Annotated in this window: 17 protein-coding genes and 1 pseudogene; 12 read left to right on the top strand and 6 right to left on the bottom strand. The window is 71.4% G+C overall.

Annotation, left to right across the window (positions count from 1 at the left end; translation table 11 throughout):
* Window positions 1-101 precede the first annotated feature (101 nt).
* The 9 genes from tsf (at window position 102) to IE275_RS25620 (ending at window position 9,742) form a co-directional block, all read left to right on the top strand.
* Window positions 102-938: a translation elongation factor Ts gene (gene tsf, locus IE275_RS25660; protein WP_189713772.1), complete on the top strand. Its 837-nt coding sequence runs from the start codon at window positions 102-104 to the stop codon at window positions 936-938.
* A 201-nt stretch (window positions 939-1,139) separates the two neighbouring features.
* Window positions 1,140-1,898, top strand: a complete 759-nt coding sequence (gene pyrH / locus IE275_RS25655; RefSeq protein WP_189713771.1) for a UMP kinase — start codon at window positions 1,140-1,142, stop codon at window positions 1,896-1,898.
* 173 nt (window positions 1,899-2,071) lie between these two features.
* Entirely contained in the window at window positions 2,072-2,629 is a 558-nt protein-coding gene (gene frr / locus IE275_RS25650) for a ribosome recycling factor (protein WP_009190895.1), read from the top strand.
* Window positions 2,629-3,834 (top strand): phosphatidate cytidylyltransferase, encoded by a 1,206-nt coding sequence (locus IE275_RS25645; protein ID WP_189713770.1) that lies wholly within the window; start codon window positions 2,629-2,631, stop codon window positions 3,832-3,834. Before frr ends, IE275_RS25645 begins: the two co-directional genes overlap by 1 nt.
* 142 nt (window positions 3,835-3,976) lie before the next feature.
* Entirely contained in the window at window positions 3,977-4,426 is a 450-nt protein-coding gene (locus IE275_RS25640; protein ID WP_189713769.1) for an SRPBCC family protein, read from the top strand.
* 193 nt (window positions 4,427-4,619) lie between these two features.
* Complete coding sequence (rlmN, locus tag IE275_RS25635) at window positions 4,620-5,726, top strand: dual-specificity RNA methyltransferase RlmN (protein WP_189713768.1); 1,107 nt, start codon at window positions 4,620-4,622, stop codon at window positions 5,724-5,726.
* A gap of 214 nt (window positions 5,727-5,940) precedes the next feature.
* Window positions 5,941-7,020, top strand: a complete 1,080-nt coding sequence (locus tag IE275_RS25630) for a thiamine ABC transporter substrate-binding protein (RefSeq protein ID WP_189713767.1) — start codon at window positions 5,941-5,943, stop codon at window positions 7,018-7,020.
* Entirely contained in the window at window positions 6,996-8,660 is a 1,665-nt protein-coding gene (locus IE275_RS25625) for an ABC transporter permease (protein ID WP_189713766.1), read from the top strand. Before IE275_RS25630 ends, IE275_RS25625 begins: the two co-directional genes overlap by 25 nt.
* A complete protein-coding gene (locus IE275_RS25620; protein ID WP_189713765.1) occupies window positions 8,660-9,742 on the top strand; it encodes an ABC transporter ATP-binding protein in 1,083 nt (360 codons plus the stop codon). The genes IE275_RS25625 and IE275_RS25620 overlap by 1 nt, the downstream gene beginning before the upstream one ends.
* A 71-nt stretch (window positions 9,743-9,813) precedes the next feature.
* Here the strand turns inward: IE275_RS25620 and IE275_RS25615 are convergent, their stop codons facing one another.
* From IE275_RS25615 to IE275_RS25590, 6 genes and pseudogenes are all read right to left on the bottom strand, one after another.
* Window positions 9,814-10,530 (bottom strand): LAETG motif-containing sortase-dependent surface protein, encoded by a 717-nt coding sequence (locus IE275_RS25615; RefSeq protein WP_189713764.1) that lies wholly within the window; start codon window positions 10,528-10,530, stop codon window positions 9,814-9,816.
* A 288-nt stretch (window positions 10,531-10,818) separates the two neighbouring features.
* Window positions 10,819-11,237, bottom strand: a pseudogene (locus IE275_RS25610) (VOC family protein).
* 142 nt (window positions 11,238-11,379) lie between these two features.
* Window positions 11,380-12,717 carry a hypothetical protein gene (locus IE275_RS25605; protein WP_189713763.1) on the bottom strand — a complete coding sequence of 446 codons (1,338 nt, stop codon included), beginning with the start codon at window positions 12,715-12,717 and terminating at the stop codon, window positions 11,380-11,382.
* Window positions 12,699-13,484, bottom strand: a complete 786-nt coding sequence (locus tag IE275_RS25600) for an ABC transporter ATP-binding protein (RefSeq protein WP_189713762.1) — start codon at window positions 13,482-13,484, stop codon at window positions 12,699-12,701. The genes IE275_RS25605 and IE275_RS25600 overlap by 19 nt, the downstream gene beginning before the upstream one ends.
* A 206-nt stretch (window positions 13,485-13,690) precedes the next feature.
* Window positions 13,691-15,055 (bottom strand): aspartate aminotransferase family protein, encoded by a 1,365-nt coding sequence (locus IE275_RS25595; protein ID WP_189713761.1) that lies wholly within the window; start codon window positions 15,053-15,055, stop codon window positions 13,691-13,693.
* A 19-nt stretch (window positions 15,056-15,074) separates the two neighbouring features.
* A complete protein-coding gene (locus IE275_RS25590; RefSeq protein WP_189713760.1) occupies window positions 15,075-15,590 on the bottom strand; it encodes an Lrp/AsnC family transcriptional regulator in 516 nt (171 codons plus the stop codon).
* Window positions 15,591-15,759: 169 nt separating this feature from the next.
* Between IE275_RS25590 and IE275_RS25585 the strand changes: the two genes are divergently transcribed.
* The 3 genes from IE275_RS25585 (at window position 15,760) to IE275_RS25575 (ending at window position 20,349) form a co-directional block, all read left to right on the top strand.
* Window positions 15,760-17,199 (top strand): gamma-aminobutyraldehyde dehydrogenase, encoded by a 1,440-nt coding sequence (locus IE275_RS25585; protein ID WP_189713759.1) that lies wholly within the window; start codon window positions 15,760-15,762, stop codon window positions 17,197-17,199.
* A gap of 212 nt (window positions 17,200-17,411) precedes the next feature.
* Entirely contained in the window at window positions 17,412-18,605 is a 1,194-nt protein-coding gene (locus IE275_RS25580; protein ID WP_189713758.1) for an extracellular solute-binding protein, read from the top strand.
* A gap of 229 nt (window positions 18,606-18,834) precedes the next feature.
* The gene (locus tag IE275_RS25575; RefSeq protein ID WP_189713757.1) at window positions 18,835-20,349 is read left to right on the top strand and encodes a streptophobe family protein; all 1,515 of its coding nucleotides are present in this window, start codon (window positions 18,835-18,837) and stop codon (window positions 20,347-20,349) included.
* Window positions 20,350-20,429 lie beyond the last annotated feature (80 nt).

Here is a 20,429-nt window from a genome sequence, read left to right as displayed (position 1 = left end):
TTCACCTGTAGGTCGGCGCAGCGCCGGGAGCTCCCGCTGACGGAAGCTCCCGGACCGTCAGATCTTCGATCTTCCAGACTTCGAGAAAGACTCACAGACTCATGGCGAACTACACCGCCGCCGACGTCAAGAAGCTCCGCGAGCTCACCGGCGCCGGCATGATGGACTGCAAGAAGGCGCTGGACGAGGCCGAGGGCAGCGTAGACAAGGCCGTCGAGGCGCTCCGGATCAAGGGCCAGAAGGGCGTCGCCAAGCGCGAGGGCCGCTCCGCCGAGAACGGCGCCGTGGTCTCGATCATCGCCGACGACAACTCCTCCGGCGTCCTCGTCGAGCTGAAGTGCGAGACGGACTTCGTCGCCAAGGGCGAGAAGTTCCAGGCCGTCGCCAACGCGATCGCCGAGCACGTCGCCAAGACCGCCCCGGCCGACCTCGAGGCGCTGCTCGCCTCCGAGATCGAGCCCGGCAAGACCGTCCAGGCGTTCGTGGACGAGGCCAACGCCAACCTCGGCGAGAAGATCGTGCTGGACCGCTTCGCGCAGTTCGCCGACGGCTTCGTGACCGCGTACATGCACCGCACGATGCCCGACCTGCCCCCGCAGATCGGTGTCCTGGTCGAGCTCGACAAGCCGAACGCCGACGTGGCCAAGGGCATCGCCCAGCACATCGCCGCCTTCGCGCCGAAGTACCTCGCCAAGGAGGACGTGCCGGCCGACGTCGTCGAGTCCGAGCGTCGCATCGCCGAGGAGACCACCCGCGCCGAGGGCAAGCCCGAGGCCGCGATCGCCAAGATCGTCGAGGGTCGCCTGAACGGCTTCTTCAAGGACGCCACGCTGCTCGGTCAGCCGTACGCCCTGGACAACAAGAAGTCCGTCCAGAAGGTCCTGGACGAGGCCGGTGTCACCCTGAAGCGCTTCTCGCGCATCAAGGTCGGCATCTGAGTCCGTACCGCGACGGACGCCCGCTCCCGATAGGGTCGGGAGCAGTCGGCCGCGTTGTCGGCGTATGCCGTCACGCGCGTGTGCGCGACGGACGACAGCAGAACTGACGAGGAGGCCATTGCCGCGCATGGGATGCGAACGACACCCCATCGGCAATGGCCTTCTTCGTATGTGCACCACGTGAAAGAGGCGGGAACTCCCATGACCACCAAGCCCCAGAAGAGCGACGACGGCAAAGTACGTGGCCGGTTCATGCTGAAGCTGTCCGGCGAGGCATTCTCCGGTGGCGGGGGCCTGGGAGTGGACCCCGACGTGGTGCACAAGATCGCCCGGGAGATCGCGGCCGTGGTCCGGGACGGCGCGCAGGTCGCGGTCGTCATCGGCGGCGGCAACTTCTTCCGCGGCGCCGAACTCCAGCAGCGCGGCATGGACCGTGCCCGCTCGGACTACATGGGCATGCTCGGCACCGTCATGAACTGCCTCGCCCTCCAGGACTTCCTGGAGAAGGAGGGCATCGACAGCCGCGTCCAGACCGCCATCACCATGGGCCAGGTCGCCGAGCCGTACATCCCGCTGCGCGCCGTGCGGCACCTGGAGAAGGGCCGCGTCGTGATCTTCGGCGCCGGCATGGGCATGCCGTACTTCTCCACCGACACCACCGCCGCCCAGCGCGCCCTGGAGATCGACGCCGAGGCGCTCCTGATGGGCAAGAACGGGGTGGACGGCGTCTACGACTCCGACCCCAAGACCAACCCCGAGGCCGTCAAGTTCGACGCCCTCGGCTACGGCGAGGTCATCACCCGCGACCTGAAGGTCGCCGACGCCACCGCCATCACGCTGTGCCGCGACAACAAGCTCCCGATTCTCGTCTTCGAGCTTCTGGCGGAGGGCAATATCGCTCGTGCCGTCAAGGGTGAGAAGATCGGCACGCTTGTGGGTGAGCAGGGCAGCCGGTCCTGACCGGTTAAACCCCGGTCAGCACGACAACACCTGACCGGGGGACGGACCTCGGTCGGGGGATGGACAATGTCCTGCCGGTCGGGAACCGTGCAGGAAGAAGACGCGACGCAGCCGGCCGCCGCCACCGACAGGGAACCGCAGCCGGGCCTACTCAAGACACGCAGGAGCAAGTGGTGATCGAAGAGACCCTCCTCGAGGCCGAGGAGAAGATGGAGAAGGCCGTCGTGGTCGCCAAGGAGGACTTCGCCGCGATCCGCACCGGCCGTGCGCACCCGGCGATGTTCAACAAGATCGTGGCCGACTACTACGGCGCGCCGACGCCGATCAACCAGCTGGCTTCGTTCTCCGTGCCGGAGCCGCGCATGGCGGTCGTGACCCCGTTCGACAAGACGGCGCTGCGCAACATCGAGCAGGCCATCCGCGACTCCGACCTGGGCGTCAACCCGAGCAACGACGGCAACATCATCCGTGTGGTGTTCCCGGAGCTGACCGAGGAGCGCCGCCGCGAGTACATCAAGGTCGCCAAGGGCAAGGGCGAGGACGCCAAGGTGTCCATCCGCTCCGTGCGCCGCAAGGCCAAGGACGCGATCGACAAGCTCGTCAAGGACGGCGAGGTCGGCGAGGACGAGGGCCGTCGTGCGGAGAAGGAGCTCGACGACACCACGGCGAAGTACGTCGCCCAGGTGGACGAGCTCCTGAAGCACAAGGAGTCGGAGCTGCTCGAGGTCTGATGAACACTTCTTCCTGGGGCTCTCCGCCACAATCCGGGTCGCACTCCGGCGCACAGCCGGGGTACTGGGGGCCCGTCGACCAGGGGCCTGTCCAGGGGGCCGCCCCGGCGGGTCCCGCGTACGATGCGCCTGAGGCGCAGCAGACTCGCCCCATGCCCATCGTCCCCGACGTACCCGCACACGGCGGAAACCAGGATGACGACCGGGGGGCCGCTCGGCTGGGCGGCCCCTTGTTCCGAGACGAGACGTTCCGCCCCGGTGCGCCCGACCCGGCGCTCCGTGACGAGACGTTCCGCCACGAGACCCCGTCGGCACAGCCCCATGCGGCGGTGCCGCAGAATCCGGAGCCCATGCCCGACGCCCCACACCCGGCGCCCGCACCGCCGAAGAAGAGCGCGGGCCGAGACCTGGGCGCGGCCATAGGAGTCGGGGTCGGACTCGGTGCGGTGATCGTCGCCTCGCTGTTCGTCGTCAAGGCCGTGTTCATCGGCGTGATAGCGGTCGCCGTCGTGGTGGGCCTGTGGGAGCTGACCAGCAGGCTTCAGGAGCGCAAGGGCATCAAGGCGCCGCTCGTGCCGCTCGCGGTCGGCGGTGCGGCGATGGTCGTCGCCGGATACGTCCGGGGGACCGAGGGCGCCTGGGTCGCCATGGCCCTGACCGCCCTGGCGGTCCTGGTCTGGCGGATGACCGAGCCGCCCGAGGGCTATCTCAAGGACGTGACGGCCGGTGTCTTCGCGGCCTTCTACGTCCCGTTCCTGGCCACCTTCGTCGCCCTGATGCTCACGGCCGACGACGGCGCGTTCCGCGTGCTGACGTTCCTGCTGCTGACGGTCGTCAGCGACACGGGCGCGTACGCGGTCGGCTGGCGCTTCGGCAAGCACAAGCTCGCTCCGCGCATCAGCCCCGGCAAGACCCGTGAGGGCCTGCTGGGCGCGGTGTCCTTCGCGATGGTCGCGGGCGCGCTGTGCATGCAGTTCCTGATCGACGACGGCACCTGGTGGCAGGGGCTGCTGCTGGGCCTCGCGGTCGCGGCCAGCGCCACGCTGGGCGACCTCGGCGAGTCCATGATCAAGCGGGACCTGGGCATCAAGGACATGGGCACGCTGCTCCCGGGTCACGGCGGCATCATGGACCGCCTGGACTCGCTGCTGCCCACGGCTCCCGTGGTCTGGCTGCTCCTCGTGCTGTTCGTCGGGTCCGGCTGACCGGCGCGTACGCGGCTTCCGCGGGCCCCCGTCCTGATCTCCAGGGCGGGGGCCCGCCGCCGTCGTGGACCCGGGCACGGCGCGGTGGGACCATGGCAGGGAGAGGTCCGACGGGGGATCGCCCTGAAAGGGGGCGGGCGTCATGTCCGACTTCCGTGAAACGATCGACGTCGACCGCAGCCCCGAGGACGTCTGGGCGTACGTCATGGATCCCGCCCGGCTGCCCGAGTGGCAGGCCAGCGCGGTGGTGGCCGAGCCTCTCGACGCCGGACCGGTCCATGTCGGCTCCCGGGTGCGGGTCACCCGGCACGTCGGCCGCCGGGACATCCCGATGACCATGGAGTACACCGAGTACGACCCTCCGCACGCCTGGGGCATGCAGGGCATCGACGGTCCCATCCGCGGCCATGTCCACGGCGAGATCGCCCCGCTCGACGACGGCCGCCGCTCCCGCGTGACGCTGGAACTGGACTTCGAGGGCAAGGGCGTCGGCAAGGTCCTGCTCCCCCTGATCGTCCGCCCCCAGGTCCGCAAGGAGCTGCCGATCAACGAACGCCTGCTGAAGGACCGGCTGGAACACGAGGCGGCGTAGCCGGCCCGGACCAAGGTACTGACCGACCACCTTGCTCCTGGCAGGCGATGTTGTCGCCGGTAGGGGCCGTCTCATGCACGGTTGGCCGTCTCCGGGCTGCCCTGCCAGCGCTCACAGTCGGCACCCGCGGGTGACCACCCCCACCCCGCCCTGGCCCGGGGGCCCGGCGATGATCTGCGACACTGGACGTGTTATGCCTAAGCCCGGAGAACTCACGTTCGTCGCCCCCCGCGGAGCCAAGAAGCCGCCGCGGCATCTCGCCGACCTCTCGCCCGCGGAGCGTAAGGAGGCCGTCGCGGAGATCGGTGAGAAGCCGTTCCGCGCCAAGCAGCTCTCGCAGCACTACTTCGCGCGGTACGCGCACGACCCCGCGGAGTGGACCGACATTCCCGCCGGGTCGCGGGAGAAGCTGCGCGAGGCGCTGCTGCCCGATCTGATGTCGGTCGTACGGCATCTGTCGACCGACGAGGGGACCACCCGCAAGACGCTGTGGCGGCTGTTCGACGGCACGCTCGTCGAGTCGGTGCTGATGCGCTACCCGGACCGGGTGACGATGTGCATCAGTTCGCAGGCGGGGTGCGGGATGAACTGCCCGTTCTGTGCGACCGGGCAGGCGGGGCTGGACCGGAACCTGTCCACCGCGGAGATCGTCCACCAGATCGTGGACGGCATGCGGGCGCTGCGCGACGGGGACGTGCCCGGTGGGCCGGCGCGGCTCTCCAACATCGTCTTCATGGGGATGGGCGAGCCCCTCGCCAACTACAAGCGGGTCGTCGGGGCCGTTCGGGCGCTCACCGACCCGGCGCCGGACGGGCTCGGGCTCTCCCAGCGCGGTATCACCGTGTCGACGGTCGGGCTGGTGCCCGCCATCCACCGGTTCGCCGACGAGGGCTTCAAGTGCCGCCTCGCGATCTCGCTGCACGCGCCGGACGACGAGCTGCGGGACACGCTCGTCCCCGTGAACACGCGGTGGAAGGTGCGCGAGGTGCTCGAGGCCGGCTTCGGGTACAGCGAGAAGTCGGGGCGCCGGCTGTCCATCGAGTACGCGCTGATCCGGGACATCAACGACCAGGCCTGGCGGGGCGACCGGCTCGGCCGGCTGCTGCGGGGCAAGCCCGTGCACGTCAACCTCATCCCGCTGAACCCGACCCCGGGGTCCAAGTGGACCGCCTCGCGGCCCGAGGACGAGAAGGCGTTCGTGGAGGCCATCGCTGCGCACGGGGTGCCGGTGACCGTCCGGGACACCCGTGGCCAGGAGATCGACGGTGCCTGTGGTCAGCTCGCGGCCACCGAGAGGTAATCTGGCCACGTACGAACACATCTTCATATTCCGACAGGGGAGCGCCACAGCGCTGAGAGTGCGGCGACCAGGCCGCAGACCCTCTGAACCTCGCCCAGGTCATTCTGGGTAGGAAGTTCGGTCACTACTCAAGCTGTTGCGCCCTGCCCAGGAGCCCTCACCGGCTCTCGGGCAGGGCCGCGTCTCTTCCTGGTCAACTCCAGGAGGAAGTCCAGTGCATTTCAAGACGTTCGCGGCCGCCGCCGTGGGCCTCGGTCTCGTCACGCTCACCGCCTGTGGCTCGTCCACGGACGACGGCGGCGGGTCCGAGGGCTCCAAGACCGTCACGCTCATCAGCCACGACTCGTGGGCCGTCTCCAAGAGCGTGCTCGCCGCCTTCGAGAAGGAGTCCGGCTACAAGGTCAGGGTCCTCAAGGACGGCGACGCCGGGCAGGCCGTCAACAAGGCCGTCCTCACCAAGGACAACCCGCAGGGCGACGTCTTGTTCGGCGTCGACAACACCCTGCTCTCCCGCGCCCTCGACAACGGGCTGTTCCAGCCGTACGAGGCCCAGGGGCTGGACCAGGTCGACGCCCGGTACCAGCTGGACGCCGGCAAGCACCGGGTCACGCCGGTCGACTACGGCGACATCTGCGTCAACTACGACAAGCAGTACTTCGCCGACCACAAGCTGGCCCCGCCGACGTCGTACGACGATCTGGTCAAGCCCGCGTACAAGAACCTCCTCGTCACCGAGAACGCCTCCACCTCCTCGCCGGGCCTCGGCTTCCTGCTGGGCACCGCCGCCGCGTACGGCGACACGGGCTGGGAGGGCTACTGGAAGAAGCTCAAGGCGAACGGCGTGAAGGTCGTCGACGGCTGGGAGCAGGCGTACAACGAGGAGTTCTCCGGCTCCGCGGGCGGCAAGAAGGCCAAGGCCGACCGGCCCCTCGTCGTGTCGTACGCCTCCTCCCCGCCCGCCGAGGTGATCTACGGCGACCCCAAGCCGAGCACCGCCCCCACCGGCGTCGCCACCGGCACCTGCTTCCGGCAGATCGAGTTCGCGGGGCTGCTGAGCAACGCGGGCAACAGCGAGGGCGGCAAGGCGCTGATCGACTTCCTGATCGGCAAGAAGTTCCAGGAGGACATGCCGCTCAACATGTTCGTCTACCCGGTGCTCGAGGGCGCGGCCGTGCCCGCCGAGTTCACCCAGTACGGTCCCGCCGCCGAGGACCCCGAGACGATGGCCCCGGCGAAGATCGCCGCCGACCGTGACCAGTGGGTCAAGTCGTGGACCTCGCTCGTACTGAAGTAGCGGCCCGCAGGCGCCGGAGCGCGGCGCGGCTCGGCCTCATGGCCCTGCCCGTCGCGTTCTTCGGGCTGTTCTTCGCCTACCCGGTCGCCGCGATCCTCGCGCGCGGACTGAAGGCCGACGGGGTGTGGCGGCTCGGGCGGCTGGGAGAGGTGCTGGCCGAGCCGGACATCCGGCACGTCCTGTGGTTCACCACCTGGCAGGCGCTCGCCTCCACCGGGCTCACCCTGCTGGTCGCGCTGCCCGGCGCGTATGTCTTCGCGCGCCTCGACTTCCCGGGCAAGCAGGTGCTGCGCGCCGTGGTCACGGTCCCGTTCGTGCTGCCGACGGTCGTCGTCGGCACGGCGTTCCTCGCGCTCGTCGGGAGGGGCGGACTCCTCGACGAACTGTGGGGCGTACGCCTCGACACCACCGTGTGGGCGATCCTGCTCGCGCACGTCTTCTTCAACTACGCGGTCGTCGTACGGACCGTGGGCGGGCTGTGGGCGCAGCTCGACCCGCGGCAGGAGGAGGCCGCGCGGATGCTCGGCGCCTCCCGCCTGCGGGCCTGGCGGACGGTCACCCTGCCCGCCCTCGGGCCCGCCGTCGCCGCCGCCGCGCTCATGGTGTTCCTCTTCACCTTCACCTCCTTCGGTGTGGTGCAGATCCTCGGCGGCCCGACCTTCTCGACCCTCGAGGTGGAGATCTACCGGCAGACCTCCGAGATCTTCGACCTGTCCACGGCCGCCGTGCTCACCGTCGTCCAGTTCGCCGCCGTGGGCGCGATCCTCGCCGTGCACGCGTGGACGGTACGGCGACGGGAGACCGCGCTGCGGCTGGTGGACGCGTCCACGACGGCCCGGCGGCCGCGCGGGGCCGGCCAGTGGGCGCTGCTCGCGGGGGTGCTGGCGAGCATCGCCGTGCTGCTCGTGCTGCCGCTCGCGATCCTGGTGCAGCGGTCGTTCGACGCACCCGACTTCGCCTACTACCGGGCGCTGACCAGCGACGACAGCAATATCTTCCTGGTCCCGCCGATCGAGGCGATCGGGAACTCGCTGGAGTACGCCCTCGCCGCGACCGGCATCGCGGTGCTGATCGGCGCGCTGGCCGCGGCCGCCCTCACCCGCCGGGACGCCGGACGGCTGGTGCGGGGCTTCGACGCGCTGCTGATGCTGCCGCTGGGCGTCTCCGCCGTGACCGTCGGCTTCGGGTTCCTGATCGCGCTGGACGAGCCTCCGCTGAACCTGCGGAGCACCTGGATCCTCGTCCCCCTCGCCCAGGCGCTGGTCGGCGTCCCCTTCGTCGTACGGACCATGCTGCCCGTGCTGCGGGCGGTGGACGGCCGGCTGCGGGAGGCGGCCGCGGTGCTGGGGGCGTCGCCGTGGCGGGTGTGGCGGGAGGTGGATCTGCCGATGGTGCGGCGGGCGCTGCTCGTCGCCGCCGGGTTCGCGTTCGCGGTCTCGCTGGGGGAGTTCGGGGCGACGGTGTTCATCTCGCGGCCCGACAACCCGACGCTGCCGGTCGCGGTGGCCCGGCTGCTCGGCCGGGCCGGCGAGCTGAACTACGGCCAGGCGATGGCCCTTTCGACGATTCTGATGCTGGTGTGCGCGGTGGCCCTGCTGGTGCTGGAGCGGCTGCGGACCGACCGGACGGGGGAGTTCTGATGCTGCTGAGCCTTCAGGCCGCGACCGTGCGCTTCGGCGGGCGGGCCGTGCTCGACGCCGTCGGCCTCGATGTCGTCGAGCACGAGATCGTGTGTGTGCTCGGGCCCAGCGGCAGCGGCAAGTCGACGCTGCTGCGCGCGGTCGCCGGGCTCCAGCCCCTGGACTCGGGGCGGGTGCTGCTCGACGGCCGCGACCAGACGGGGGTGCCCGCGCACAAGCGGGAGCTGGGGCTGATGTTCCAGGACCATCAGCTGTTCCCGCAGCGGGACGTCGGCGCCAACGTGGCCTTCGGGCTGCGGATGCACCGGGTCTCGAAGGAACGGCAGGCGGAGCGCGTGGGGGAGTTGCTGGAGCTGGTCGGGCTCCCGGGCGCCGCCCGGCGGTCGGTGGCCGCGCTCTCCGGCGGTGAGCAGCAGCGGGTGGCGCTGGCGCGGGCGCTCGCGCCCCGGCCCCGGCTGCTGATGCTCGACGAGCCGCTCGGTCAGCTCGACCGTTCGCTGCGGGAGCGGCTGGTCGTCGAACTGCGCGAGCTGTTCGGGCGGCTGGGGACCACCGTGCTCGCGGTCACCCACGACCAGGGCGAGGCGTTCGCGCTCGCCGACCGGGTGGTGGTGATGCGGGACGGGCGGATCGCCCAGTCCGGCACGCCGCTCGAGGTGTGGCAGCGGCCGGCGGACGCGTTCGTGGCCCGCTTCCTCGGCTTCGACAACGTGGTGGAGGCGGTCGTCGCCGACGAGGTCGCGGTCACGCCGTGGGGCAAGCTTCCGGTGCCCGCCGGCTCTCCGCGGGGCCCGCACACCCTGCTGGTCCGCCCCGCCGGGGTCCTGCTGACCGACGCCGGCGAAGGCCTGCGCTGCACGGTCCTCGCCCGCACCTTCAAGGGCACCCATGTCACCGTCCGCCTCCAGCCGGAGGACGCGCCCGCCCTGGAGGCGGCGTGCGCCCTGCGGGAGGCACCGGAGGTCGGCGACACGGTCGGGGTGACCTTCGACCCGGCCGAGACCGTCGTGCTGGACCAGGAGGCCGACGCCGAGGGCGCGATCGTGAGCAAGGCCGACGCCGAGGTCGAGACGGCACCCTAGGGACACGGACACGGACACGGCAGTGGCCCGCCCCCGGAAGGGGACGGGCCACAGCTGTTTCTGTCGGGGGGTCAGCGGTTGCTGGAGCCCCGGCGGCGCATGCCGAAGAACACCGCTCCGCCGCCGAGGACGACGAGCAGGGCGGCTATGCCGGCGATCAGGCCGGTGTTGGAGCCGGCGCCGGTCTCGGCGAGGTTGGACTCCTGGGCGGCCGGCGACACGTCGTTGCTCACCGGGCCGGGCGTGGCACCGTTGTCGCTCGACGACTCCGACGGGGCCGGGGAGTCGGTGTCGGCCGGCTCCGAGGGGGTGTCGGACGGCGTGTCCGAGGGGGTGTCGGACGGCGTGCCCGACGGGGTGGAGGTGTCGTCGGCCTTGCAGGCCTTGGCGGGGGCGGTCAGGAACGGCTTGATGTCGGCGTTGACCAGTTCCTTGCCGTTCTTGACGGCGTTGATGTGGACCCGGTAGACGGCGTTCGGCTCCCAGTCCTCGGCGAAGGAGACGGTGACGCCCTTCGCGGAGCCCTCGACGGTCTGGGCCGTGCCGACCTGGCGGACGTCGGCGTTGTTGTTCTCGAGGAAGACGGTGACCTCGGCCGGGACGCCCGAAGCGTCCTTGTCCGTGACGGTGATGACGCCCTTGGCGCCGTCACAGGCGGCAGTGGCGGAGAAGTCACCGATCTCGCAGGCGATCGCGGACCCGGCGGCGCTGAGCGCGAGGGCTGCGGAGGCGGCGGTGACGCCGAGGGCGCGCACGGAACGAGTGGCGGTACGGCGGGAAAGGGACACGTTTGTCCTTACGGGTTGCGCAACTGCGGGGGGCGGAGGGGGAGATGGCGCCCCCGGTGAAGCCGAGTGCGTCACCGTCCCAGCAGGCTCACAGGTCTATAAGCGTTCCATAAGCAGTGTCAATCCGTGGACCCCTCTGAGCCGTTGGCTTTGCCCGCCCATTACCCGCCGAGACGTTTCAACGCCGCCGGAGCCTGCTCGATCCGGTCAACGAGGGTGATACGGGACGCAGTCGGCCGCTCCCGGGCGAGTGCCCCAGGAGCGGCCGACGGTGGAGACCTCCCGGCTTCAGCCCTCGACGGCCGCCGGGTCCATCCAGACGATCTCCCAGGTGTGGCCGTCGAGGTCGTCGAAGGAGCGGCCGTACATGAAGCCCATGTCCTGTGTGTCGCCGCTCGGGGTGCCGCCCGCGCGAGCGCGCGGTCGACCAGTTCGTCGACCTTCGCGCGGCTCTCGGCGCTCAGGGCGATCAGTACCTCGCTGGTCTTCGCGGCGTCCGCGATCTCCTTCTTGGTGAAGGTCGCGTAGAACGGCTTGGTGAGCAGCATCGCGACGATGGTGTCGCTGATCACCACGGAGGTCGCGTTCTCGTCGCTGAACTGCGGGTTGATCGTGTAGCCCAGCTCCGTGAAGAACTTCTTCGAGGCGGCGAGGTCGTTCACGGGCAGGTTCACGAAGATCATCTGCTGGTAGGCCGGGGCGGTCATCGGGGCTCTCCCATCGGGGCGGTGTCCAACGTCGTGCTGTTCGGTGGGTAGACCGGGAGGCCGGGCGGAACTCATCGGCGCGGGTGGATCTTTTCCGTACGGCTTCTCGCGCAGGTACGCGTACGGCTCCCGTACGGCTTCGTCACTGGGCCAGGGGGAGTGCCGCCAGTTCGGCCACGGTCAGGGTGAGCGGGACGAACACCGCCAGGAGCGCGCCGGTGCGCAGGGCCGCGGCGCTGCGCAGCGTCTTGGCCGGGGCGCCGAGGCGCAGGAGGGCGGCGGTGGTCTCGGCGCGGGCCTGGCGGGCCTCCACGGCGGCCGTGAGGAGCGTGGCGAGGGTGCTGCCGGCGACGACCAGGGCGCCGAGGGTGGTGAGGGGGCCGAAGGAGGGGTCGGCGGGGTCGTACAGGGCGGCCATCGTGTACGCGCCGGAGGCGACCGCGCAGACGACGCCCAGGGGGCGGCCGATGCGGGTGGACTCCTCCATCAGGCCGCGGCCGGCGAGGAGGCGGAGGGCGCCGGGGCGGACGGCCTGGAGGAGGCGGCCGCTGAGGTGGGTGAGGCCGGGACCGGCGAGGGCGAGGCCGACGGCGGTGAGGGTCCAGCCGAGGAGGACCGCGGCGGGTCCGGTGGGGAAGCCGGTGGGCAGGGGGACGTCGGCGCCGCTCGCGGTGCGGCTCGCGTAGCCCTCGACGGCCAGACCGGCGGCGAGGAGGGCGGCGCCCCAGGGGAGGGCGGTGGCGTTGGGGGCGGGCGGCTCGGAGAGGTGGGCGGGGGCTTCGTGGACGGCTTGGACGGCTTCTGCGGCTTCGGCGGGCTCGACCGGTCCGAGGGGTTCGCCCGCCCGCGCCTGCGGGGTGCGGCCCGTCCGGGAGGCGCCGGCCGTCCCGGTGGGGGGACCGTCCGCGGGCCGGCGGCCGTCGGCGCCGCCGAACAGCCTCGGTGCCGCCGCGTGCGCCGCCAGCCGGGTGTCCCGCGGGCGGAGCATCAGCGCCACCGACAGCGAGGCGGCCAGCGGGACCAGGGAGAGCAGGGTGAGGGTGGCCGGGAGGGGGAGGGAGACGTCGGCGGCGAGGAAGCCGGCGGCGGCGCCGTCGAAGGGCAGGCCGTCGAGGTCGCCGCGCAGGTGGAGGAAGAGGAGGAGGGCCAGCGCGGAGCCGAGGAGGGTCGCGAGGGCCGTCGTCGTCGCGGACACGGCCATCAGCCGGGCCGGGCCCAGGCCGATGGCTGCCAGGCCGGGGCGGGGCCGGGTGCCGGGGTCCGTGCGGGCGACGGCCAGGGCGAAGTGGACCGTCGCGGCCAGCGGGATCACGCACCAGCCGAGCCGGAGCGCGGACCCCGTCGAGGCGCCGGGGTGGGTCAGGGCGTGGCCGAGGGTGCACAGCAGGAGGAAGCCGGTGCCCGCCGAGGCCGCCGCCACCAGCAGGCGGCGCAGCTGGACGGCGGGGTGGGCGCTGCGGGTCAGACGGAGAGCGAGCACGTGGCCCCCCGGCCTTCCGGCTCGGCCCCTCGGCCTTCCGGCTCGGCCGCCCGGCCTTCCGGCTCCGTGATCGGGGGGAGGTGGACGGTGGTGACGCGGCGCCCGTCCATGAGCGGCACCGTGCGGTCGGCGAGCGCCGCGGTGTCCGGGTCGTGGGTGGCCAGGACGACGGTGATGCCGTGGGAGCGGGCGGCCGTGGTCAGGGTGCGCAGGACATGGTTGCGGTCCGCGCGGTGGAGGGGGGCCGTCGGCTCGTCGGCGAAGAGGATCGAGGGGGCCGGGGCCAGCGCCCGGGTGATGCAGACGCGCTGGCGCTCGGCCTGGGTCAGTTCGTGCGGGCGGCTGCGGGACCTGTCGCCGATGTCCAGGCGCTCCAGCCACTCCATGGCGGCGGCCTTGGCCCGGCGGCGGCTGGTGCCGCGCAGCATCAGCGGGAGGGCCGCGTTCTCCCAGACGTTCAGTTCGGGGACGAGGACCGGCGCCGGGTCGATCCAGCCGAAGCGGTCGCGGCGCAGCCGTTCGCGGGCCGTCGCGCCCATGGTGTGCACGGGGACGCTGTTGAACCAGACCTCGCCGCGCTGGGCGGGCACCAGGCCGGACAGACAGTGCAGCAGGGTCGTCTTGCCGCTGCCGCGCGGCCCGCTCACGGCGAGGATCTCGCCCTCCCGCACACCCAGCGAGACACCGCCGAGGGCGGGTGAGCCGTCCCGGTGCGTGAAGTGCAGGGAGCGTGCCCAGAGCACGTCGTTGTCCGGCGGGGCCTCCATGGGCGTACACCTCGGTTCAGATTCTGTGGTTCCCGTGCCGTTCCCCCGTCCGGGGGAACGAAGGCAGGGCCGATCGGTCACGAGCACGCTAGGCAGCCGCGCGGGGCGGGCCGGACAGCACACGGCCCCGGGCGTCCGTTTCTCACTCGAACGGACGGCACCGGGGCCGTGGTTGATCATCCAGAAGGAAGATCAGTGCGCGTGGATCACAGCTTGGTCCACGCCTCCGTCAGCGTCGCCCGCAGGATCGCCTCGATCTCGTCGAACGTCTCCTGGTTGGAGATCAGCGGCGGGGCGAGCTGGATGACCGGGTCGCCGCGGTCGTCGGCACGGCAGTACAGGCCGTTCTCGAAGAGGGCCTTGGACAGGAAGCCGTACAGGACGCGCTCGGTCTCGTCGTCGTCGAAGGACTCCTTGGTCGCCTTGTCCTTGACCAGCTCGATGCCGTAGAAGAAGCCGTTGCCGCGGACGTCGCCGACGATCGGCAGGTCGTGCAGCTTCTGGAGCGTGGACAGGAAGGCGCCCTCGTTGTCGAGGACGTGCTGGTTGAGGCCCTCGCGCTCGAACAGGTCGAGGTTGGCGAGGCCCACCGCGGCCGACACCGGATGGCCGCCGAAGGTGTAGCCGTGCAGGAAGGTGTTGTCGCCCTTGTAGAACGGCTCGGCCAGCCTGTCGGAGATGATGCAGGCGCCGATCGGGGAGTAGCCCGAGGTCATGCCCTTGGCGCAGGTGATCATGTCCGGGACGTAGCCGAACTTGTCGCAGGCGAACGTCGTGCCCAGGCGGCCGAAGGCGCAGATGACCTCGTCCGAGACCAGCAGGACGTCGTACTGGTCGCAGATCTCGCGCACGCGCTGGAAGTAGCCGGGCGGGGGCGGGAAGCAGCCGCCGGCGTTCTGCACGGGCTCCAGGAAGACCGCGGCGACCGTCTCCGGGCCCTCGAAGAGGATCTGCTGCTCGATCTGGTCGGCGGCCCAGCGGCCGAAGGCCTCCGGGTCGTCGCCGAAGAGCGGGGCGCGGTAGATGTTGGTGTTCGGCACCTTGTGCGCGCCCGGGACGAGCGGCTCGAAGGGGGCCTTCAGGGCCGGCAGGCCGGTGATGGACAGGGCGCCCTGCGGGGTGCCGTGGTAGGCGACCGCGCGGGAGATGACCTTGTACTTGGTCGGCTTGCCCTGGAGCTTGAAGTACTGCTTGGCGAGCTTCCAGGCGGTCTCGACCGCCTCGCCGCCACCGGTGGTGAAGAAGACCTTGTTCAGGTCGCCCGGCGCGTGGTGGGCGAGGCGCTCGGCCAGCTCCACGGCCTTGGGGTGGGCGTAGGACCACACCGGGAAGAACGCCAGCTCCTGCGCCTGCTTGAAGGCGGTCTCCGCCAGCTCCGTGCGGCCGTGACCGGCCTGCACCACGAACAGACCCGCGAGACCGTCGAGGTACCGCTTGCCCTTGTCGTCGTAGATGTAGGTGCCCTCGCCCCGGACGATGGTCGGGACCGGGGAGTTCTCGTACGAGGACATGCGGGTGAAGTGCATCCACAGGTGGTCGTACGCGGTGCGGCTGAGGTCCTTGGTGCTCACGGTTATCGGGTCCTCACGGTTATCGGGTTCCCCACATGTAGGTCTGCTTCTTCAGCTTCAGGTAGACGAAGCTCTCGGTGGAGCGCACGCCGGGCAGGGCCCGGATGCGTTTGTTGATGACGTCCAGCAGGTGGTCGTCGTCCTCGCAGACGATCTCGGCGAGGATGTCGAACGAGCCCGCGGTCATCACCACGTACTCGACCTCGGCCATGTCGGTGAGCGCTTCGGCTATGGATTCCACGTCGCCCATGACGTTGACCCCGACCATCGCCTGCCGCCGGAAGCCCACGGTGAGCGGGTCGGTGACGGCGACGATCTGCATCACGCCCTGGTCGAGCAGCTTCTGGACCCGCTGGCGCACGGCCGCCTCGGAGAGGCCGACGGCCTTTCCGATCGCGGCGTAGGGCCGGCGGCCGTCCTCCTGGAGCTGCTCGATGATGGCGAGGCTGACGGCATCCGGATGAGGGGTGCCGTTCCTGGACTCGCGGGAGTCCCTCTGCTCTGCGCTTCGACTGGCCACGACCTCACTCTGCACGACGTCTCGACAGTTCCGCAAGGCCGTGGCGATGAAATTCGTTGTTTGCGAGAGTGAGACCTGCGGATTTCGCAGCGATGGTGCGATCGGGGGTGTTGAAAACGTCGGCCGGCGGACTAGGGTGGGTGTCTCAGTCAGTGGACACATCGGATATCTGGAGGGCCGGTCAGTGAGCACCGAGCTGCGTCGTCTGCGCAACTACATCGACGGTGAGTTCCGGGACGCCGCCGACGGACGGACCACCGAGGTGGTCAACCCCGCGACCGGCGAGGCGTACGCGACCGCGCCGCTGTCCGGCCAGGCGGACGTCGACGCCGCGATGGCCGCCGCCGCCGCGGCCTTCCCCGGCTGGCGGGACACCACGCCCGCCGAGCGGCAGAAGGCCCTGCTCAAGATCGCGGACGCGTTCGAGGAGCGGGCCGAGGAACTCATCGCGGCCGAGGTGGAGAACACGGGCAAGCCGATCGGGCTGACCCGCTCCGAGGAGATCCCGCCGATGGTCGACCAGATCCGCTTCTTCGCGGGCGCGGCCCGGATGCTGGAGGGGCGCAGCGCCGGCGAGTACATGGACGGGATGACCTCGATCGTCCGCCGCGAGCCGGTAGGCGTCTGCGCGCAGGTCGCGCCGTGGAACTACCCGATGATGATGGCCGTGTGGAAGTTCGCCCCGGCGATCGCCGCCGGCAACGCGGTCGTCCTGAAGCCCTCGGACACCACCCCGGCCTCCACCGTCCTGATCGCCGACATCATCGGCTCGATCCTCCCCAAGGGCGTCTTCAACGTCGTCACCGGCGACCGCGACACCGGCCGGCTGATGGTCGAGCACCCGACCCCCGCGATGGCCTCCATCACCGGCTCGGTGCGCGCGGGCATGTCCGTCGCCGAGTCGGCGGCCAAGGACGTCAAGCGCGTCCACCTGGAGCTGGGCGGCAAGGCGCCGGTCGTCGTGTTCGAGGACACCGACATCGCCAAGGCCGTCGGGGACATCTCCGTGGCGGGCTACTTCAACGCCGGCCAGGACTGTACGGCGGCCACCCGCGTCCTCGTCCAGGAGTCCATCCACGACGAGTTCGTGGCCGCGCTGGCGAAGGCCGCGTCCGAGACGAAGACGGGGCAGCCCGACGACGAGGACGTGCTGTACGGGCCGCTGAACAACCCGAACCAGCTGAAGCAGGTGTCCGGCTTCATCGAGCGGCTGCCCGCCCACGCCAAGGTCGAGGCCGGCGGCGCGCGCGTCGGCGACAAGGGCTACTTCTACGCCCCGACCGTCGTCTCCGGGCTGAAGCAGGACGACGAGATCATCCAGCACGAGGTCTTCGGGCCGGTCATCACCGTCCAGTCCTTCACCGACGAGGAGCAGGCGGTGGAGTGGGCCAACGGCGTCGACTACGCCCTCGCCTCCTCGGTGTGGACCAAGGACCACGGCCGCGCCATGCGGATGTCCAAGAAGCTCGACTTCGGCTGTGTGTGGATCAACACCCACATCCCGCTGGTCGCCGAGATGCCGCACGGCGGCTTCAAGAAGTCCGGCTACGGCAAGGACCTTTCGGGATACGGCTTCGACGACTACACGCGCATCAAGCACGTGATGACGTCCCTGGACGCGTAACGCTCCGCGTGGTGCGGGGCGCCGTCGGCCGCGGATGCGTCGCGGCCGTTGGCGCAACTCCCCGCACCCCTGGGTGAGTTCGGCCCCCGGTTTCCTTCCGGGGGCCGTTTCGTCGCGCTCCGCGGCCCTGATCGACAGGGTGTCGGGTTACGCTCCCCGCGCTCGACGCAGCGTCGATTGTCCGGGGGCGGGCCCCACGGCATGCTGACGGCGTGCCCCAGACTCCCTCGTACTCCCGTGGCGTGTCCCGCCGTTCCGTTCTGCGTGCCCTCGGCGGTGCCACCGCGCTCGGAGCCCTCGCCGGCTGCGGGGTACAGGCCGCCTACGTCGAGCCCGGGGAGCGGGCAGGCGCCGATCTCTCCGCCACCGACAAACGGCTGACCTGGGCCAACTGGCCGCTCTACATCGACACCGACGACGCCGACACGAAGAAGCGGCCCACCCTGGACGCCTTCGAGAAACGCACCGGCATCGCCGTCGACTACGTCGAGGAGATCAACGACAACGACGAGTTCTTCGGCAAGATCAGCCCCTCGCTGATGAACCACCAGCAGACCGGGCGCGATCTGATCGTCATCAGCGACTGGATGTGCGCGCGGTTCGTCCGGCTCGGCTGGGTCCAGGAGATGGACCGGTCCGCCCAGCCGAACGTCACCGAGCACCTGGACCCGCTGCTGCGCTCGCCCGCCTTCGACCCGGGCCGCAAGTACACCGTGCCCTGGCAGTCCGGCATCACCGGCATCGCCTACAACCGCCGCAGGCTGGGCCGCGAGATACGCGGCGTCGCCGACCTGTGGTCCGACGACCTCAAGGGGCGCGTCACTCTGCTCTCCGGCCTGGACGAGGCGTTCGCGCTGCTCATGCAGGGCAACGGCGTCGACGTCACACGGTGGACGGCCGACGACTTCCACACGGTCTGCGACCAGGTGGAGAAGCAGGTGAAGCGCGGCCAGATCCGGCGCTTCACGGGCAACGACTACATCAAGGACCTGTCCGGCGGGGACGTCCTGGCCTGCCAGGCCTACTCGGGCGACGTCATCCAGCTCCAGGCGGACGATCCGGACATCGAGTTCGTCGTCCCCGAGGAGGGCGCCGAACTGTGGGCCGAGTCGCTGATGATCCCCGACCTGGCCCGCCACAAGGCCAACGCCGAGCGGCTGATCGACCACTACTACCAGCCCGAGGTCGCCGCCGAACTGGCCGCCTGGGTGAACTACGTCTGCCCGGTCCCGGCCGCCCAGGACGTCCTCGCCGCCTCCAAGGACGCGGACACCGCGGCCCTCGCCGAGGACCCGCTGATCTTCCCGGACGCGGCGATGCGCCGGCGGCTGGCCATCGCACGGGACATCACCTCGAACGAGCGGGTCGAGTTCGCGAAGCGCTGGAACGCGATCGCGGGGCTGTGAGGCCCACGGCCCGGATTTCTGGGAACTTCCTGGGAACCGGGCCCGCCGCCCGACCGCGCGTGCCCGCTGACCTGCGGTGTTCCCTTCCCGGCTCTCAGAGACCTCTCAGAACCTCTCGGGAACGTCGGACCCGTGACCGCCACTGTGTGCGGGTCCCGTGGCACGCGGCGCCGTCCTCCCCCCGTTCGGCGCCGCGTGCTCCCCGCGAGCGAAGCGGAGTGTTTCCCCCATGGCTGCCACCACGCCCCGTCTCCAGGCCGGGCCGGCGACCGGCCCACGGCCTCGACGCCGCACGCCCGCCCTCCGGTTGATCGGTCCGTGGCAGAACGCCGCGGAAGGGGCGGCGGCCGTGCTGTGCGCGGTGCTCGCCATGGCGGCCGTGGCCGCGCCGGCCCTGGCCCTGCTCGGCGCGGGGGCGTACGGATCGCTGTGGCCGCTGACGATGCTGGTGACGGCCCTGGCCGTCGGCGGCTCGGCGAGCGCCGGGCCCGCGCCCTCGGCGGACTCGGGGGCGACGGGAGGGCTCGCCTCCCTGTTCGGCGGCGGGGGCGGCATGAGCCCGTCGACGAGCGGTGCGGTGCAGGCCGTACCGCTGACCGTGACCCTGGTCGGCGCCGCCGTCCTGTGGGTCGCGTTCTCCTGGCGGCTGAGGGCCGGGCGGCAGCGCCGGTTCACCGCCGGTGAGCTGGCCGTACGGGCGGCCGGGGCGGCCGTCGCGGCGCCGGTCGCCTTCCTGGCCGTGGCGGGCCTCGCCCGGGGAACGGCGACCCTGCCCGAAGGAGCGCTGAGCGGCATGGCGGGACCCGGCGGGGGCTCCGCCGCCGGCGGCCCGGGCGATCTCCTCGGTGGCGGCGGCGGTGGCGGTGGCCTCGCCGAGCTCTTCGGCGGTGGCGGTACGGCGGCCCCGTCGGCGCTCACCTACCAGGTGAGCGCGGGAGCGGCGGGCGTCGGTGCCGTGCTGTGGGTGGCCGTCGCGCTCGGCGCGGGGTGCCTGATCAGCCGCCGTGCGCGGCTCCCGCTGGGCGGTGCGCTGGACGCGCTGCGGTCCGGCTGGGGCCGGAGCCTGTCCGCCGTCGTCCGTACGCTCCTGGCGCTCGCCGCCGTACCGCTGGTGGTGCTGGTGTTCGTCGGGGCCGCGGCCGGCGGCCGGGCCGGGGACGCGGCAGGCGCCGCCCTGCTGTTCGCCCCGAACGCCGTCGCCGTGCTGCTGACCCTGGGCGTCGGTACCGAGTGGACCGCCGCCGTCCACCCGGTGCGCGGTGAGGGCGGCAACCCGCTCGCCGCGCTGATCGGCGGCATGGGCGGGACGGGCGGAGGGGACGCCCGGCAGACCGACCGGACCGAGCAGCTGCGGTCCCTCTCGGCGGGCGGCTGGCCGCTGTGGCTCGCGGCCCTCGCCGTGACCGGGCTCGTCCTGCTCTGCTGCGCCTACCGGGCGGCCCGTGCCACGGACCCGGCCCACCGGGTCCCGCCGCACTCCTGCCGGGGCCCGCTGGCCGCGCACCTCGGCATGGCCGAGCGGTTCGGTGTCGTCACGGCCGTCACCCTGGCCACCGCGGCCCGGCTCGCCGGGGCGTCCGGCCGCTTCGGTGTCGCCCTGTTCGGCAGCGAGCTGGGGGGCATGCGGGCCGAACTCGGCGCGAGCGTGCTGCGGACGGTCGTCCTCGGGCTGCTCGCCGGTGCGGCGGCCGGGTTCGCCGGGAGCCTGGCGGCCACCGCACGCCGCCCTCCGGAACCGCGTTGACCAGCGGCTTTATAGGATGCCGACAGGAGGCCTCCCTATTGTTCCCGGCAGGATCCCGGCCGCCAGGAGGCACCCCGTGA

This window comes from Streptomyces phaeofaciens (assembly GCF_014648915.1).
Classification (GTDB): Bacteria; Actinomycetota; Actinomycetes; order Streptomycetales; family Streptomycetaceae; genus Streptomyces; species Streptomyces phaeofaciens.
Note: the sequence above shows the minus strand (reverse complement) of the source record. Positions and strands in the feature narration are given on the sequence as shown.